Source organism: Streptomyces cinerochromogenes (assembly GCF_014648635.1).
GTDB lineage: Bacteria > Actinomycetota > Actinomycetes > Streptomycetales > Streptomycetaceae > Streptomyces > Streptomyces cinerochromogenes.
The window spans coordinates 533,492-548,176 of record NZ_BMRM01000001.1 but is presented as its reverse complement, the minus strand read 5'-3'; the positions used below and the strand labels follow the sequence as shown (position 1 = coordinate 548,176).

At 74.2% G+C, this 14,685-nt stretch carries 15 protein-coding genes; 8 read left to right on the top strand and 7 right to left on the bottom strand.

The annotated features are described in order from the left end of the window. Positions 1 to 23: 23 nt before the first annotated feature. Genes murJ through IEZ20_RS02345 form a run of 4 tightly spaced genes read right to left on the bottom strand, consistent with a single transcriptional unit; the run spans position 24 to position 6,096 of the window. Positions 24 to 2,036 (bottom strand): murein biosynthesis integral membrane protein MurJ, encoded by a 2,013-nt coding sequence (murJ, locus tag IEZ20_RS02360; protein WP_229895840.1) that lies wholly within the window; start codon positions 2,034 to 2,036, stop codon positions 24 to 26. Then, positions 2,033 to 3,394, bottom strand: a complete 1,362-nt coding sequence (locus IEZ20_RS02355; protein WP_189294357.1) for an O-antigen ligase family protein — start codon at positions 3,392 to 3,394, stop codon at positions 2,033 to 2,035. Before IEZ20_RS02355 ends, murJ begins: the two co-directional genes overlap by 4 nt. 3 nt (positions 3,395 to 3,397) lie before the next feature. Further along, positions 3,398 to 4,807 (bottom strand): exopolysaccharide biosynthesis polyprenyl glycosylphosphotransferase, encoded by a 1,410-nt coding sequence (locus tag IEZ20_RS02350; protein ID WP_189294356.1) that lies wholly within the window; start codon positions 4,805 to 4,807, stop codon positions 3,398 to 3,400. Next, entirely contained in the window at positions 4,804 to 6,096 is a 1,293-nt protein-coding gene (locus IEZ20_RS02345) for a glycosyltransferase family 4 protein (protein ID WP_189294355.1), read from the bottom strand. The genes IEZ20_RS02350 and IEZ20_RS02345 overlap by 4 nt, the downstream gene beginning before the upstream one ends. A 513-nt stretch (positions 6,097 to 6,609) precedes the next feature. Between IEZ20_RS02345 and IEZ20_RS02340 the strand changes: the two genes are divergently transcribed. The 8 genes from IEZ20_RS02340 (at position 6,610) to IEZ20_RS02305 (ending at position 11,974) form a co-directional block, all read left to right on the top strand. Next, positions 6,610 to 6,849 (top strand): chaplin, encoded by a 240-nt coding sequence (locus IEZ20_RS02340; protein ID WP_189294354.1) that lies wholly within the window; start codon positions 6,610 to 6,612, stop codon positions 6,847 to 6,849. 171 nt (positions 6,850 to 7,020) lie between these two features. Further along, on the top strand, positions 7,021 to 8,229 hold the full coding sequence (locus IEZ20_RS39470; RefSeq protein ID WP_229895839.1) for a hypothetical protein: 1,209 nt from the start codon (positions 7,021 to 7,023) through the stop codon (positions 8,227 to 8,229). A gap of 133 nt (positions 8,230 to 8,362) precedes the next feature. Further along, positions 8,363 to 8,650: a hypothetical protein gene (locus IEZ20_RS02330; protein WP_189294353.1), complete on the top strand. Its 288-nt coding sequence runs from the start codon at positions 8,363 to 8,365 to the stop codon at positions 8,648 to 8,650. 126 nt (positions 8,651 to 8,776) lie between these two features. Beyond that, positions 8,777 to 9,283: a DUF5949 family protein gene (locus IEZ20_RS02325; RefSeq protein WP_189294352.1), complete on the top strand. Its 507-nt coding sequence runs from the start codon at positions 8,777 to 8,779 to the stop codon at positions 9,281 to 9,283. Further along, positions 9,283 to 9,867: a vitamin K epoxide reductase family protein gene (locus IEZ20_RS02320; protein ID WP_189294351.1), complete on the top strand. Its 585-nt coding sequence runs from the start codon at positions 9,283 to 9,285 to the stop codon at positions 9,865 to 9,867. The genes IEZ20_RS02325 and IEZ20_RS02320 overlap by 1 nt, the downstream gene beginning before the upstream one ends. A gap of 100 nt (positions 9,868 to 9,967) precedes the next feature. Next, entirely contained in the window at positions 9,968 to 10,483 is a 516-nt protein-coding gene (locus IEZ20_RS02315; protein WP_189294350.1) for a hypothetical protein, read from the top strand. Positions 10,484 to 10,638: 155 nt separating this feature from the next. Further along, positions 10,639 to 11,124: a tyrosinase family oxidase copper chaperone gene (locus IEZ20_RS02310; protein WP_189294349.1), complete on the top strand. Its 486-nt coding sequence runs from the start codon at positions 10,639 to 10,641 to the stop codon at positions 11,122 to 11,124. Next, positions 11,108 to 11,974 carry a tyrosinase family protein gene (locus tag IEZ20_RS02305; RefSeq protein WP_189294348.1) on the top strand — a complete coding sequence of 289 codons (867 nt, stop codon included), beginning with the start codon at positions 11,108 to 11,110 and terminating at the stop codon, positions 11,972 to 11,974. The genes IEZ20_RS02310 and IEZ20_RS02305 overlap by 17 nt, the downstream gene beginning before the upstream one ends. A 94-nt stretch (positions 11,975 to 12,068) precedes the next feature. Here IEZ20_RS02305 and IEZ20_RS02300 read toward each other — a convergent pair whose 3' ends face one another. From IEZ20_RS02300 to IEZ20_RS02290, 3 genes are all read right to left on the bottom strand, one after another. Then, positions 12,069 to 12,383 (bottom strand): chaplin, encoded by a 315-nt coding sequence (locus IEZ20_RS02300; protein WP_189294347.1) that lies wholly within the window; start codon positions 12,381 to 12,383, stop codon positions 12,069 to 12,071. Positions 12,384 to 12,549: 166 nt separating this feature from the next. Continuing rightward, positions 12,550 to 13,509 carry a D-2-hydroxyacid dehydrogenase family protein gene (locus IEZ20_RS02295; RefSeq protein ID WP_189294346.1) on the bottom strand — a complete coding sequence of 320 codons (960 nt, stop codon included), beginning with the start codon at positions 13,507 to 13,509 and terminating at the stop codon, positions 12,550 to 12,552. 243 nt (positions 13,510 to 13,752) lie between these two features. Then, complete coding sequence (locus IEZ20_RS02290; protein WP_189294345.1) at positions 13,753 to 14,061, bottom strand: hypothetical protein; 309 nt, start codon at positions 14,059 to 14,061, stop codon at positions 13,753 to 13,755. Between the last annotated feature and the right edge of the window lie 624 nt (positions 14,062 to 14,685).

The following is a 14,685-nucleotide window of genomic DNA, read 5'->3' as shown; positions in this document are numbered from 1 at the left end:
TGCGGGGACGGGATCCTGTCGTCTCATTTCCGGCGCCCGCCCGGAGGACGGGCGCGGCGGCGTCCGGTGCGGGCTATCGCGAGGCGCCGGAGCGTCCACCTGCCGGAGCCGGTCGCGCGCTCCGGCACCGCGGCCGGGGATCCCCCCGCCGGGGAGGTGCCTGCCGGGCGTCGCCGAGCGGACGGGAACGGGACGACAGGGGCCGGTCCCCGCGTGCCCAGGGACCGGCCGAGCAGGACGAAGACGACGGCGACCGTGGCACCGCCCGCGGCCAGCCCGGCGAACGGGGCCGACGGCAGGCCCGCCACCAGCCCACCGGCCACGGCGGCCACCACCGCCGCCCGCAGCGGCCGGCCCAGCTCGCGCAGCACCGGCCCGGTCCGGATGGGCACGCTGCGCCCGCGCATCCCGGCGAGCAGCAGGACGGCGGTGAGAGTGATGCCGGTGGCGTTGGCCGCGGCGATCCCGGTCACTCCCCAGGAGCCGACCGTCCCGGCGCCGATCCAGCAGGTCGCGGCGATGCCGACGGTCATCGCGGCCACCGGGTACCAACTGGCCCGGCCCGCCGAGAAGTAGGAGCGGACCAGGACGCCGGTCAGGGTCTGGCCGAGCAGACCCAGCGCGTAGACCCGCATCACACCGGCGGTCGCCGCGGTGTCCTCGGCGGTGAACGCGCCGCGCTGGAACAGCAGCGCGATCAGCTGCGGGGCACAGGCCACGATCGCGGCCGTGCCGAGCAGCACCACGCAGCCGGCCACCGCCAGGTCCCGCTCGACCCGGTCCCGGGCCCGCTCGGTGTCGCCGTCGGCCAGGGCCCGCGCCACCGCCGGGAAGGTGACCGTGCACAGCATCGTCGACAGCGTCATCGGGATCTGCGCGACCTTCTGCGCGTAGTTCAGGTGCGAGATGGCCCCGGCGGGCAGGCCGGCGGCGAGGAACCGCTCGACCAGCACCTGCGACTGCCGGCACAGCGCGAACAGCAGGACGGTGGACAGCAGCGGCACGTCCAACGGCTGCGTCCCGGTGACCGCCCCGACCTCAGGACCGCCCGCCCGCCACAACCGCCTCACCAGCGAGGGAACTTGCACCGCCACCATGAGGCAGCCGCCCGCCGCGACCCCGAACGCGGCCGACCGCACGCCCCAGCGGTCGCCGAGCGCGTACATCGCCGTGATGATGCCGACGTTGTACGCCAGGTAGATCGCGGCCGGCGCCAGGAAGCGGCGGTGGGCGCGCAGGGCCGCGCTGCAGTACCCGGCGAGGCCGAAGCTCAGCACACAGGTCGCGGTGAGCCGCGTGCAGTCCACCGCGAGCGCCCGGTCGGGCAGGCCCGGCGCCAGCGCGGCCACGAACTGCGGGGCGGCCAGCGCCAGCAACGCCCCGACCGCCGTGAACGCCAGCGCCAGCCGGGGCAGGGTCCCGGCGACCAGCGCCCGCACCGGGTCCCCCGGCGCCCCCTGCGCCCGGCGGGCCAGAGCCAGGCTGAACGCCGGGACCAGCGCGAAGGCCAGCCCGTCCTCGATCAGCAGCGTCGCCGCGAACTCCGGCACCGTCCAGGCGACCAGGAAGGCGTCGGTGTCCCCGCCGGCCCCGAACAACCGGGCCAGCGACTGGTCCCGCACCAGCCCGAGCAGCGCCGCCGCGACGGAGAGGGAGGCGGTGAGGAGGGTGGCGCGGGCGAGGAAACGGGGGGTGAGGAGGGCGGGTTCGGGGGGTGGGGTGGGGGGTGCCGGGGTGGTGGGGTGGGCTGGGGTGCTGGGGGCTGTCGGAGCAGGGGGGTGGCTTGAGGTGATCGGGGCGGTCGGGGTGGTGGGGGTGGTGGGGCGCGTCGGGGTGGTCGGCGCTGCCGAAGGGGTGGGGCTTGTCGGGGTGGTCGGCGCTGCCGGGGTGGCTGGGTGGGGTGGGGTGTGGGTCGGTTCCGTGGGCCGGAGGGCGGGGCGGGGCGGCGGGGATGCGGCCCGCCGGGCGCCCGGCAGGGGGAATCCGCCGGTGCCGGCCTCCGGTCCCGGCACCTCGCCGGCCCTGGGGTGCGTCATCCCGCCGGCCTCCGGCTGGGGCGGGACACGGGCCTCCGGCTCGGGCGGGACGCCGGCGTGGGGGACACCTGGTCGGCGCCGGCCAGGGCCCACCAGGTGACCAGGCCGAAGGAGACCGCCGTCAGGACGGTCGCGGGTCCGCCGATGTCGGCGTAGGCGAAGTCCACGAGCTGCCAGACGAGGAGCCCGCAGGCGACCAGCGCGCAGTCCAGGCCCTGGCCGCCGGCCGCGCGGGTGCGCCACAGCCCGCGCACCGCGCACACCAGCAGGGCGAGCCAGCAGCCCGCGAGGCAGAGCAGCCCGATCAGGCCCTGTTCGCTGAGGACCAGCAGGTACATGTTGTGCGGGGAGAGCAGCGGCTGCCGGCGGAACGCGGCGCCCGCGCCCTCGGTGTCGCTGCCCGAGGACAGCGCGAGCGAGGCGTGCCCGTCGCGGTACTCCGGGAAGCCCTTCAGACCGACGCCGGTCAGCGGGCGGTCGCGCCACATGTCGGTGGCCGCCGCCCACATCGTGTACCGGTCGGTGACCGACTGGTCGGGCGCATCGGTGACCCGGGTGATGCTGTCGATCCGCTCCTGGAGCATCGCCGTACCCACCCCCACCCCGCCCACCAGCACCACCCCCGCGGCCACCGCGGCCGCCGCGACCCCCAGCGCGCGACGCGGACCGGCCAGGACCAGCTGGACGGTGAGGGTGACCACGGTGGCGATCCAGGCGCCCCGGCTGAAGGACAGGGCGAGGGGGACCAGCAGGGCGAGTGCGCAGCAGGCGGCGAGCGTCCGCTGCCGCGCCGGGGCCCGGCCGAGTGCCAGGCCCACCGCGCACACCAGCCCGAAGGACACGACCGTGGCCATGCCCATCACGTCCGACACCCCGAAGGTGCCGACCGCGCGGATGTCCTGCCCCTGGTACGAGGCCCCGGTCCCGGTGACGTACTGGTGCACGCCGACCGCCCCCTGCCACCCGGCGAGGGCCACCAGCGACCAGGCCAGCAGCCGGAAGTCGGCCCGGTCGCGGACGAGGAGCAGCACCGCGGCCGGGACCAGGACGAAGACCTGGAGGTAGCGGCCGAAGCCGGTGATCCCGGCGTCCGACGAGACCGCGTGCAGCGCGGCCGGCGCCAGGCCGGCCACCGGCAGGCCGAGGAGCAGGGCGGCGGTCCGGGTGAGCGGGCGGCGGCGCGCGCGCAGCAGTCGTACCGCGCAGAACACGACGACCAGCGCGGACAGCGCGTCGGCGGGGCCCGCGCCGCCCTCGCCGCCGGGGGCGACCGGCAGCGCGAGCAGCGCGACCACGGCCAGCACCGGCAGCACCGGGGACAGCCGGGCGGGGCGACGCGGCGGCAGGGTGAGGGCCATCGGTCAGCTCCCCGTGGAACGCACGAGCGCGGCGGCCGTGCGCAGCAGGATGCAGACGTCCTGCCACAGCGACCAGGTGTCGATGTAGGCGTTGTCGAAGCGGGCCCGGTCCTCGATGGAGGTGTCGCCGCGCAGACCGTGGATCTGGGCCAGCCCGGTGATGCCGGTCTGCATGCGGTGACGGGCCGCGTAGCCCGGGTAGGCGTGGCTGAACCTGCCGACGAAGTACGGTCGTTCGGGGCGCGGACCGACCAGGCTCATGTCGCCCCGGAAGACGTTCCACAGCTGGAGCAGCTCGTCCAGTGAGGTCTGCCGCAGCAGCCGGCAGAAGGGGCTCATCCGCGACTCGCCAGCCACGCTCCACCGGGTGGCCGCCTCCTGCGGGTCGGCCGGGCGGTGGGTGCGGAACTTCAGCAGCGTGAAGGGGCGGCCGTCCTTGCCGATGCGCTCCTGCCGGAAGACCACCCCGGGCCCCTCGGTGAGCCGCAGCACGACCGCGCATCCCAGCAGCACCGGGCTGACCAGCACCAGCAGCGCCCCGGACACCGAGACGTCCAGCAGCCGCTTGGCGACGTCCGTACGCCGCGGCAGGCCCGGATCCAGCCGGCGTACGGCGAACCCGGCGAGCTGGTCGCGCATCTCGTACGCCGGGCTGTCCGCGTCCACCTCCCACAACGCGCAGCCGGACGCGGCGAGCGCCCGGAGCAGCGGCCCGTGCGCGGTACGCACGGCCGGGTCGACGGTGAGGACGACCCGCACCCCGTTCTGGACGAGCGCCCGTTCCACCTCCTCGCCGGTGGTGAGCACCGGCAGCCCGCCGGTGCCGTCCGGGCGCTGCGCGACCACGCCCACCGGCCGCACCCCGCAGCGCGGGTGCCGCAGCAGTGCGGCGGCCACCCGTTGCGCGGTCGCCGCGGGCCCGATCACCAGGGCGGTGCGCGGGTGGCGCCGCACGAGCACCCGGCTCCGCCAGTGGACCGCGCCGCGGGCGGCCCCGGCCGCCGCCGTGTGCAGCGCGCAGCCCAGGAGCAGGGTCCGGGCGGTGAGGGCGCGTCCGGGGTCGTACGCGGCGAGCAGCGCGGCCAGGGCCAGCCAGGCCACCACGATCCGCCCGCACACCACGGGCAGTTCGTCGAGCACACCCGGCACCGGGCGCGTGGCGCGCGGGCGCAGCAGCAGTGCGCCGGACAGCAGCGCGGCGACCAGCACCGGGCTGCGGGTGGCCGCGTCCAGCGCGGCCGTGCCCGCCAGCGCGGCGAGCAGGTCGGCGGCGAGCAGGGGGAGCGGTGGTGCGGCGCGCCGCGCGGGCGGCCGCCGCAACGGGAACCGGAAGCTGCCGGCGGTGCGGGCCGGCAGGACGGAGACCGCCGGGAGCGGCGAGACGGAGGAGGGGACGGTGCTTTCCGCGGTCACGAGGGGATGGACTCCCTGCACTCGGAGGGCACGTCGGCCGCCGCTTCCCTGCACTCGGAGGGCACGGGCCGGGCCGTTCCGCCGGCCTCGTCCGCCGCCAGGGCGCCGCGGCCCGGGCCGGGGGCGCCGAGGAGTTCGCGGTAGAGGTCCGCGACGCGTTCGGCGGTGTGCCGCACGTCGTGCGTGGCCAGGACGTGCCGGCGCCCTTCGCCGGCGAGCGCCGCGCGCAGCGGCGGATCGGCCAGCAGCCCCGTCACCGCCGCGGCCAGCGCCACCGGATCCTCGGGAGGCACCAGGCAGTGCGCGGCGAGCGCGGGCGGCAGGCTCTCCCGCGCGCCGTCGACGTCGGTGAGGACGACGGGTGCCCCGCAGGCCAGCGCCTCCAGCGGGGCCAGCGCCATGCCCTCCCAGCGCGAGGGCAGCACCACCAGGTCGGCGGCCCGGTACCACGGCGCGGCATCGGCGACCGCGCCGGTGAACCGCACGGAAGGGGGCGCCTGCCGACGTAAGACCTCGCGGTCGGGGCCGTCGCCGACCAGCACGAGCCGTGCCCGCGGCAGCCTCACGAGGATCTCCGGCCAGGCGGCGAGGAGGACGTCCTGGGCTTTCTGGCGGCAGAGGCGGCCTACGCAGACGACGAGGGGGTTTCCGCCGTCGGCTGCTTGCGGGCCGTGTGACCCCTGTGGGTCGTGAGCTCGCGGGGGTCGGGGCGCCTGGGGACCTTGGGGGCCTTGGGGGGCGAGCGGGGTGAAGCGGGTGGTGTCGATGCCGTTCGGGATGACCGCGTACGCGGCGCGCACCCCGGCGCGTAAGCCCGTCGTGCGCTCCGCCTCGCTGACGCACACCACCCGGTCCGCCCAGCGCGCCCCCCACCGCTCCCAGCCCAGGGCGAGCGCCGCGGTGAGGCCGCCGACCGCCTCGAAGGACCAGGCGTGCGGCTGGAACACGGTCGGAACGCGCCCGCGGACGGCGAGCCGCGCGGCCAGGCCGGCCTTCGCGCTGTGCGCGTGCACCAGTTCGGGCCGTACCTCGTCGACCAGACGTGCGAGCCGTCGTACCTCGCCCGGCAGCCCGGGACCCGGGGACCTGCCCGCGCGCCAGTCCCGGACGTCGGCGCCCAGCTCCCGCAGGCCCGCGGCCAGCGCGCCGCCGGGACAGGCCGCCGTGACGTGCAGGCCCGCCGCGAGCTGGGCCCGGGCCAGGTCGAGCACGACCCGGGCGACACCGCCGTCGACGGGTTGTGCGAGGTGCAGGACCCGGGGTCGATGGGCGGGTGCTGACTGGTGCATTCGCGGGTTACCTCGCTCACGGGGGCGCTCGGGCTGCGGTCGTGAACGCGCCTTCCGGTTCCGGGCGTCCACGGCGGCGAGGAGCACGCCGGACCACGCCGCGTCCGCGTGGGGAACGAGCCGGCGGCCCGGCTGGTCACCGTCGCTCCGCGGAGCCGGGCCGACATCGCACACGTCGGAGACGTGGCCGAGCGCGTTGGCGCAGGCAGGAGCCCGCGGGACGGTACCTCACCCGGTTCGCAGTGCGTGAAGTTCCCTACGCCGTCCGCAGGATGGGCGGGAGCCGCTTGGTGCGACGGGCGTACGCCGGGGTGGGGGGGAGAGTGTGCCGGAGAGCGTGGAGGCGAGCGTGAGCGAGGCGCCCGGGGCGGGGAGGGAGCAGGAGTGAAAGCGCGCCGCGCCCCCTGCGCAGATCACTCCTTTGGCGGCACAACTCCCGGGTGTGCCGCGCGTTGACACAGCGCCGGGTATCCCGCCCGGATGTTTGTGTCGATCCCCAAGGAGCACCTCTCCATGTCGCGTATCGCGAAGGGCCTGGTCCTGACCTCCGCCGCCGTCGCGGCCGTTGCCGGCGGTGCCGGCGTGGCCTCCGCCGACGCCGGTGCGGGCGCCGTCGCCGCCAACTCGCCGGGCGTTCTGTCGGGCAACGTCATCCAGGTCCCGATCCACATCCCGATCAACCTGTGCGGCAACACCGTCGACGTCATCGGGCTGCTCAACCCGGCGTTCGGCAACACCTGCGTCAACGACTGACATCGGGACGCAACCCGTCGGCCGGCCGTCCGCCCCCGTACGCATCCGTCGCGGGGCGGACGGCCGGTTTTCTGCCTCGGACGGATCACGGTGAGTGGGTGAGCGGTTGCGCAGGGCGACCGGTGAACTGACGGTGGGCTCAGGTCCCACTGTTCACCGAAAGGAACACCCATGCGTGATCTGCCTGCCCGGCGTCTCGCGTCCACCGTCCTCTGCGCGGCCGTCCTGGTCGGCATCACCGGCCCGGTCGCCGTAGCCACGGCCCGGGAGCACGACCGCGCCGCCTCCCGGGCACCTGTCCCGGCGGCGGAGAAGGAGAGGCTGCTCGCCCAGGTCAGAGCCCTGAGCACCACCGATTCCGTCCTCAACCCGGTCATCGACCTGCTCAACCAGTCGCTGGAGAAGGGCCAACTGCCCGCCGGCGAGGCCAGAAGGCTCGGCGAGGCGGCCAAGGCAGCCATCGCCAAGGCGGCCACCGCCCCCGTCCAACCGGCAGCGCCCGTACGGCCGGCGTCCCTCACCGCGCCCACGACGCCTGCGACACCGACAGCGTCTGCGGCACCGACAGCGTCTGCGACGCCTACGACGGCGGCGAAGCCCGGGGTGTCCGCGTCTCCTACGGCATCTGCGGCACCGGCGTCACCTGCGGCGGCGAAGCCCGCGGCACCTGCGACGTCCGCCTCCCCCGCGTCCCACACGGCGCCTGCGACGTCCTCGACGTCCGCGAAGCCCGCGGCGTCTGCCGCCCCTGCCACCGCTGCGGCTTCCGCCAAGCCTGCGGCACCCGCGTCGTCCGCCTCCCCCGCGTCCCACACGGCGCCTGCGACGTCCTCGACGTCCTCGACGTCCGCCAAGCCTGCGGCACCCGCCGTCTCCGGCACGCCCACCGCGTCCGCCGCGCCCGCCGCTGCGACCGCGTCCGCCAAGCCCGCGGCCCCCAGCCGGCCCGCCGCACCGAGCGCCCCGGCGGCCTCCGCGTCCCCGGCCACCTCCGCGTCCCCGTCGACCCCCGCCTCACCCGCGGCGCCCGCGTCCCCGGCGGCCCCCGTGGCCTCCGCCGTCCCCGCGGCCCTCACCGCGCAGGCGGCGATGCGGCACGCGGACATCGTCCACCAGCCCTTGGCCCGCGACGCCGCCAGTGACGCGCTCTCCGCGCTGCGGACCGCGATCGACAATCTGGTGAAGGCGGTCACCGACCAACTCGACCAGATCCTGTCGTCCGCCACCGACGTGGTGTCGGGCCTGCTCGACCTGCTCGGCGGCACCCTCGGCAAGGACGTGGCCGAGCCCGGTGTCGAGTCCCTGCCCTCCCTGCCCTCGCTGGCCGCCCTGCCCTCCCTCCCGGCGGACCCGACCCAGTCCGCGACGACGACCGGCTGACCGCCGACCGCGTCCGGCCGGTGCACGGGGATCTCATATGTCTTCTCGGTGCCGGGTTTCCGGTCCGGCCGGAACTCGTTAGGCACGGCGTCAGAAATCCGGGGTGACGTGAGTTGCCGAAGAAAGGAACACGATGAAGTCCCTCAAGGCTGCCGCCGTTGTCGCTGGTTCCGTGGCCCTCGTCGGCGTCGCCGCACCCGCGTTCGCCTACGACGCCCAGCACCTGCCGCCGATGAGCCTCAACGGCGGGCTCGCCCAGCTCGCCCAGACGCCGCCCACGGTGAAGGACCTGCTGCCGGTGCAGCACCAGTCGGACGCGCTCGACACCGAGAACAAGGACTCCGTGCTGAGCAGCCTCAAGGGTGCCACCACGACCCTCAACAAGCACGGCCTGCTCGGGGGCCTGCCCCTGCGGCACTGAGCAGCCCGACACCCGGCACCCCCGCCCGGGACCGCGTCGCTCGTTCGTGTGGCGCGGCCCCGGGCACTGCTCCGGAAGGGTGAGAAGCCGCCGGGCGGCGCCACGGCCCGTCGATATGGTCGCGCGGTGACCTCAGTATCAAGCGAACCCCGCCTTTTCCGCCCCGCCGACCTGGGAACACTCGCCCTGCTCGCCTGGATGGCCAGGAACGAGGAGGGCGACGGCAGGACGCCCTGTCTGCTCGCCTGTTCCCTGGGCGACGGCCCCGACGGCCCGGAGGCCGCGTCCGCCGCCGTCACCCACCTCCTGGAGGACATGGGCCTGACCACGGGCGGCGAACCGGTGGACGGCACCACCCGGCCGAGCCTGAAGGTCAGCATGCTGGTCGTCGCCGGGCAGATCGTCCTCCAGCTGCCCCACAACATCAGCAGCCAGGTCACCCCGCCGGCGGACTGGCTGGAGGCGGTCCAGGAACTCGGTTACACCTACTTCATGTTCACCACCCGGGTCTGCCCCTCGACCGGCCCCCGCCGGCCCGCGCAGGGCCCGGAGCTGGCGGAGTTCGCCGGCTCCCCGGAGACCACCGACGCCGCCGCGCACGTCTACCTGCCCGCCCGCGGCCTGCGGGTCTGATGCGCCGGTACGCGGGCGCCGGCCGCGGCCTCGCCCTGCTGACCGTGCTCACCGGGGCGGCCGGACTGCTCGCCTCCTGGGTCATCACCCTGGACGAGTTCAAGCTGCTCAAGGACCCGGGCTTCGTCCCCGGGTGCAGCCTGAACCCGGTGGTGTCCTGCGGCAGCGTGATGAAGAGCGACCAGGCCTCGGTCTTCGGGTTCCCCAACCCGATGCTGGGCCTGGTGGCCTACGGCATCGTGATCTGCGTCGGCATGAGCCTGCTGGCCGGCGCCCGCTTCCCCGGCTGGTACTGGCTGCTGTTCGAGGCCGGCTGTGTGTTCGGCGTCGGCTTCGTGTCCTGGCTGCAGTTCGAGTCGCTGTACCGGATCAACGCGCTGTGCCTGTGGTGCTGCCTGGCCTGGGTCGCGACCATCCTGCTCTTCTGGTACGTCACGTCCCTCTGCGCACGCGAGGGGTTCCTGCCCGCGCCCGCCCCGGTGAAGGCGTTCCTCGCCGAATTCACCTGGGTGCTTCCGCTGCTGCACATCGGGGTGGTCGGAATGCTCGTGCTGACCCGCTGGTGGGACTTCTGGACGAGCTGACTATTACGGCACTCGGGGGAATTGTGAAATGCAGGCGTTTTCCGCTCGTTACGCGGTAAGGACGTCGAACCCCCGCATCCTGAAAGGGACCGTACCTGACATGAAGCCGACCACCCGAGGAACCCTTGCCGCCGTCGTCACGGGCGTCGCGGCCACCGTGGGGGCCGCCGGTCCCGCCGCGGCGGCCGGTACGGTCCCCGTCCCCGTGCCGCTGGGCGGCGTCTCGAAGGCGCTCGACATGGAGCTGCCCCGGCTCGGCGCCGAGCTGCCGCTGATCAAGCCCGGTGCCCCCGAAGGCCCCCGGTACGTGACGGGCCGGCTCCTGCCCGACCGGGCCCTGCCCCAGCTGCCGGTGAGCAGCGGGCTGCCCGGTCTGGACGCCAGGGCCCCGCTGCCGCACATCCTCGGCGACAACGCCTTCGACCACCTCGACGTGGACGGGCCCGGCGGCGACATGCGGGCCCTCGCCCCCGGCCTGTCCGTGGACGCCCCCCTGACCCAGCCCGACGGCGGCAACTTCGGCCTGCCGGCCACCAAGCTCCCCGAGGCCGGCGTCATCGCCCCGGCCGCGCAGACGGTCATCGGCGGCAACCTGGGCTCGGGTCCGGGCCTGTAGCGGGGTCGGCCGTATCCGCCGTACGGCTTTCCCGTCTCCCCGAACGGGTTCTTCCCGGTCCCCGAATGGCTCCTCGGCCGGCCCTTCGGCGGTGACCGTGCGCGTCCTCGATCCGTTAGCCGGTACGGACATCCGAACCCGGACGAGGAGCGAGCATGGTCGTCGGTGTCGACGGAGTGACGGTCGGTGCGGAGCAGCAGGGCAAGGCGGGGGCCAGACCCTCGCGGAGGGAGGTGGCGCGGGGACTGCTGGCCTCGGCCGCCGCGCTGGGGCTGGCCCCGGTCGTCGCCGCCTCCCGGCCCGTGCGACAGGCCGCGGATCCCGGGGGCGGCTCCTTCGACGAGACGTACCGTGGCCGCCGTATCCAGGGAGTGCTGGTGCCCACCACGGGGCGGAAGGCGGCCGGCGGCGAGTGGCGGATCACCGTCGACGGCCGCCCGCTGCACCTGATGCGCCGGGCCGACGGCACCTGGCTGAGCATGGTCGACCACTACACGTCGTACCGGACACCGCTGGAGGCGACCCGGGCGGCCGTGGACGAGATCGGTCCCCGCCAGCGCCTGCGCGACCTCGCACCGGGCCGGCTGGACGGCGAGCACGGCGGCGCGCACACGGGGGGCCGGCATGGCGTACGTGCGTAAGAACGTCAGCAGCCTCACCGCGGGCGAGCGGCGACGGTTCGTCAACGCCCTGCTGGCCCTCAAACGGCGCGGCGAGTACGACGAGTTCGTGCGCATGCACATCGACTTCTACACCGCCGACGGCGAGGACGGGCTGCGCACCGCCCACATGGCGCCCTCCTTCCTGCCCTGGCACCGCAGGTTCCTGCTGGAACTGGAGCGGGCGCTGCGCCGGGTCGACTCCTCGGTGACGGTGCCGTACTGGGACTGGACCAGGGACCGTACGACGACGTCCGTGCCGTGGACGAAGGACCTGCTCGGCGGGAACGGGCGGCACTCCGACCGGCAGGTGATGACCGGGCCGTTCGCCTACGCGGCGGGCCACTGGACGATCAAGGAGGGCGTCACCGACGGCAGGTTCCTCACCCGGGACCTGGGCCGCTCCGCAGCGCCCCTGAAGCTGCCCACCCGCAGCGAACTGCAGTGGGCCCTGGACGACCCCGTCTACGACGCGTCGCCCTGGGACTCGACCGTGCGCAAGGGCTTCCGCAACAAGCTGGAGGGCTGGGGCGCCGGCAGCGGCAGCGCCTCCTGGAAGAACCACAACCGGGTGCACCGCTGGGTCGGCGGCGCGATGCTCGGCGGCGCGTCCGTCAACGACCCGGTGTTCTGGCTCCACCACGCCTTCCTCGACCTCCAGTGGTCGCGGTGGCAGCGGGCCCACCGCAGCCACCGCTACCTGCCGGCCCGGCCGCCCGGCGCCGCCGACGCCCAGCACCGGCGGGTCGTCGCCCGGTACGAGAAGCTGCCGCCGTGGGACGAGACACCGGACCAGCTGGAGGACATGAGCCGCGTCTACCGGTACGTGTGAGGCCGGTGAGCGGGCGGGCTCCCGCCGCCCGCCGGACACGGGAAGAGCCCCGGCGCTCGGAGGGCCGGGGCTCTTCCTGGGGGTGCCGGTCGGCTCAGTTGCCGTAGCCGCCGTTGCCGTAGCCGCCGTGGCTGGGGCCGGGGTTGCCGTGGGCCTCCTTGCCCTTGCCGCTGACGTTGACGCAGGTGTTGCCGAAGGCCGGGTTCAGCAGGGCGATGATGTCCACGGTGTTCCCGCACACGTTGACCGGGACGTGCACCGGAACCTGGATGACATTGCCGGAGACCACACCGGGCGATCCGGCAGCCGTGCCCTGGGCACCCGCGTCGGCCAGAGCCAGCCCGGCCCCGCTGACCACCACAGCGCCGGTGCCGACAGCGACAGCGGCCGCCTTCGCGATGCGAGACATCACGTTCTCCTTTTTGTAGCTCGGAAAGCGCAGCGGCAGACCAGCCGCCGCACTTTCCGTTCAACGGTGCTACGCGGGCGTGGTCACGGTGATCACCCGGGGATCACCCTTTTAACGGCAGGACCGGCGGACCCACGGGGCGGACGCGGCTCGGGCGGGCCGGACCTCAGGGCAGCCGCCGTACCGGGGAGCCCGCCAGGTAGGCCTGGATGTCCTCCACGGCCTGGCCGTAGTACGTCGTGTAGTTGGCGTGGGAGACGTAACCGAGGTGGGGGGTGGCGAGGAGGCGGGGGGCGGTGCGCATCGGGTGGCCGGCGGGCAGCGGCTCGATGTCGAACACGTCGACCCCGGCGCCGGCGATCCGGCCCTCGTGCAGCGCGGCGAGCAGGGCGTCCTGGTCGACGATCGCGGCGCGGGAGGTGTTGACGAGGTAGGCGGTCGGCTTCATGAGGGCGAGTTCGGCGGCGCCGAGGAGGCCGCGGGTGCGGTCGCCGAGGGCGAGGTGTACGGAGACGAAGTCGCTGTCGCGGAGCAACTCCTCCTTGAAAGCGGCGAGTTCGACACCCACCTCCTCGGTCCGCTCCTTGGTGAGGTTCTGGCTCCACGCGCTGACCCGCATCCCGAAGGCGAGACCGACCTGGGCCACCCGGCTGCCGATCTTCCCGAGGCCGAGCAGGCCCAGCCGGCGGCCGTGCAGATCGGCGCCGACGGTCGACTGCCACGGCCCGTCGCCGCGCAGGGCGTTGCTCTCCTGGACGATCCCCCGGGCGAGACCGAGCAGCAGCGCCCAGGTCAGCTCCACCGGCGGAGTACTCGAACTCGCCGTACCGCACACGGTGACGCCGTGCGCCTCCGCGGCGGCGTAGTCGATGACGCTGTTGCGCATCCCGGAGGCGATGAGCAGTTTCAGCCGGGGGAGCCGGGCTATCAACGATCCGGGGAAGGGGACGCGTTCCCGCAGGGTGACGACGATGTCGTAGTCGGCGAGCGCCGCGGCGAGGGCCTCCTCCCCGTCGAGGTGCTCGCGCAGCGCGACGACCTCCACCCGCTCCTCGATCACCGACCAGTCGGCCAACTCGGTCGCCACACCCTGGAAGTCGTCCAGCACCGCACAGCGAAGTCGCACGTCGTCTCCCTTCCTCGGGCCGACTCTAGCGAGCCCCGCCGCACCCTCCTGGACCGAGCCGATCCACCGCCGCTCTGGCGCGAGCCGGCGGCCGCTCGGCACCCCCCTCGGATCACCCGATGAACACCGGGCCAACCGCGCCCCGGTGGTGCTCGTTGCGGGGCGGCGGGGCGGCGGGGCGGCGGTAGGCTTCACGCGAGTGAGAGTTCAAGCCGGGGGTGCAAACCGGGCGTGCGCCGACCCTCAGGCCGTCTGCGCGCTGGACGCCTTCATCACCAGGACCACCACTCCGGCGATCATGACGACGACGACCGTCCCGATGAGGATGGGTGTCGCGTAGGTGACGAGGAACGCGGCGACGGCCTGGGCCGACGCGGCGATCGCCGTGCCCGTCGCGACGGCGATGGTGCGCGCGGCGTTCTTCAGGGCGCCGGGGTGGTCGGCGAGGTACTTCTGGACGGCGTCGAAAGCCATGTCGGTGACGCGGCTGCCGAACTTCTGGGCAGCCCCCACGCCGACCGCTGTGCCGATGACGCCAAGGATCTTGTTCATGTGAAACCTCCCGCCGTCGTTCTCCCCCCTTACGGGTCAAAAGAGGCGGCGCGTTGAAGCGCCGGGGGAGTGCATCCCGTGTTCGCGCGCCCACAGGGAGCAGCAAAAACGCCCTCCCACTGGGGAGGGCGGAGACAAGCGGGTCCGTGGGGCAGAACCTCAAGCGGAGCCTGTGACCCTCACTCGGTCAGAGGCGATTGGATCGATTCTTCTTACGACGCTTGCGTGAAGCAGTGCATCCACGCCGCTGTGGTGTGGAAAAAACGGATATCGTCCATTGTTTATCCGGAAGGTCGTCATGAAACGCACCCGCCTCGTAGGTCTGGCCGTCGTGACGCTCGGCGTCGGCGCAGGAGTCGTCGCTGTAGTTCCACTGGCGTCTGGCCAGGCAAGCGCTCAGGGGGCCGCCGTAACGCACGTGGTCTCGGGCTCGGCACGGCTGGGGCCTGGGCAGACCGGGTTCGCCCAGACCGGTGAGTGCCCGCCCGGGGAGCTGGTTACCGGGGGCGGCAGTTTCGTCTCATCGAGCACCGGCAACGCGGACAGCACCTTCGTCCTGAGCCGCAGTAGCCCTCGGTTCCCCCGTGATGGTCTGCCCCTGCAGTGGTCGGTCGCGGGCAAGAA

Bases quoted from the DNA above. Each gene is read 5' to 3' on its own strand.
- murJ (WP_229895840.1), bottom strand. From the start codon at position 2,036: ATGACGCACCCCAGGGCCGGCGAGGTGCCGGGACCGGAGGCCGGCACC.
- IEZ20_RS02355 (WP_189294357.1), bottom strand. From the start codon at position 3,394: ATGGCCCTCACCCTGCCGCCGCGTCGCCCCGCCCGGCTGTCCCCGGTG.
- IEZ20_RS02345 (WP_189294355.1), bottom strand. From the start codon at position 6,096: ATGCACCAGTCAGCACCCGCCCATCGACCCCGGGTCCTGCACCTCGCA.
- IEZ20_RS02340 (WP_189294354.1), top strand. From the start codon at position 6,610: ATGTCGCGTATCGCGAAGGGCCTGGTCCTGACCTCCGCCGCCGTCGCG.
- IEZ20_RS39470 (WP_229895839.1), top strand. From the start codon at position 7,021: ATGCGTGATCTGCCTGCCCGGCGTCTCGCGTCCACCGTCCTCTGCGCG.
- IEZ20_RS02330 (WP_189294353.1), top strand. From the start codon at position 8,363: ATGAAGTCCCTCAAGGCTGCCGCCGTTGTCGCTGGTTCCGTGGCCCTC.
- IEZ20_RS02320 (WP_189294351.1), top strand. From the start codon at position 9,283: ATGCGCCGGTACGCGGGCGCCGGCCGCGGCCTCGCCCTGCTGACCGTG.
- IEZ20_RS02315 (WP_189294350.1), top strand. From the start codon at position 9,968: ATGAAGCCGACCACCCGAGGAACCCTTGCCGCCGTCGTCACGGGCGTC.
- IEZ20_RS02310 (WP_189294349.1), top strand. From the start codon at position 10,639: ATGGTCGTCGGTGTCGACGGAGTGACGGTCGGTGCGGAGCAGCAGGGC.
- IEZ20_RS02305 (WP_189294348.1), top strand. From the start codon at position 11,108: ATGGCGTACGTGCGTAAGAACGTCAGCAGCCTCACCGCGGGCGAGCGG.
- IEZ20_RS02300 (WP_189294347.1), bottom strand. From the start codon at position 12,383: ATGTCTCGCATCGCGAAGGCGGCCGCTGTCGCTGTCGGCACCGGCGCT.
- IEZ20_RS02290 (WP_189294345.1), bottom strand. From the start codon at position 14,061: ATGAACAAGATCCTTGGCGTCATCGGCACAGCGGTCGGCGTGGGGGCT.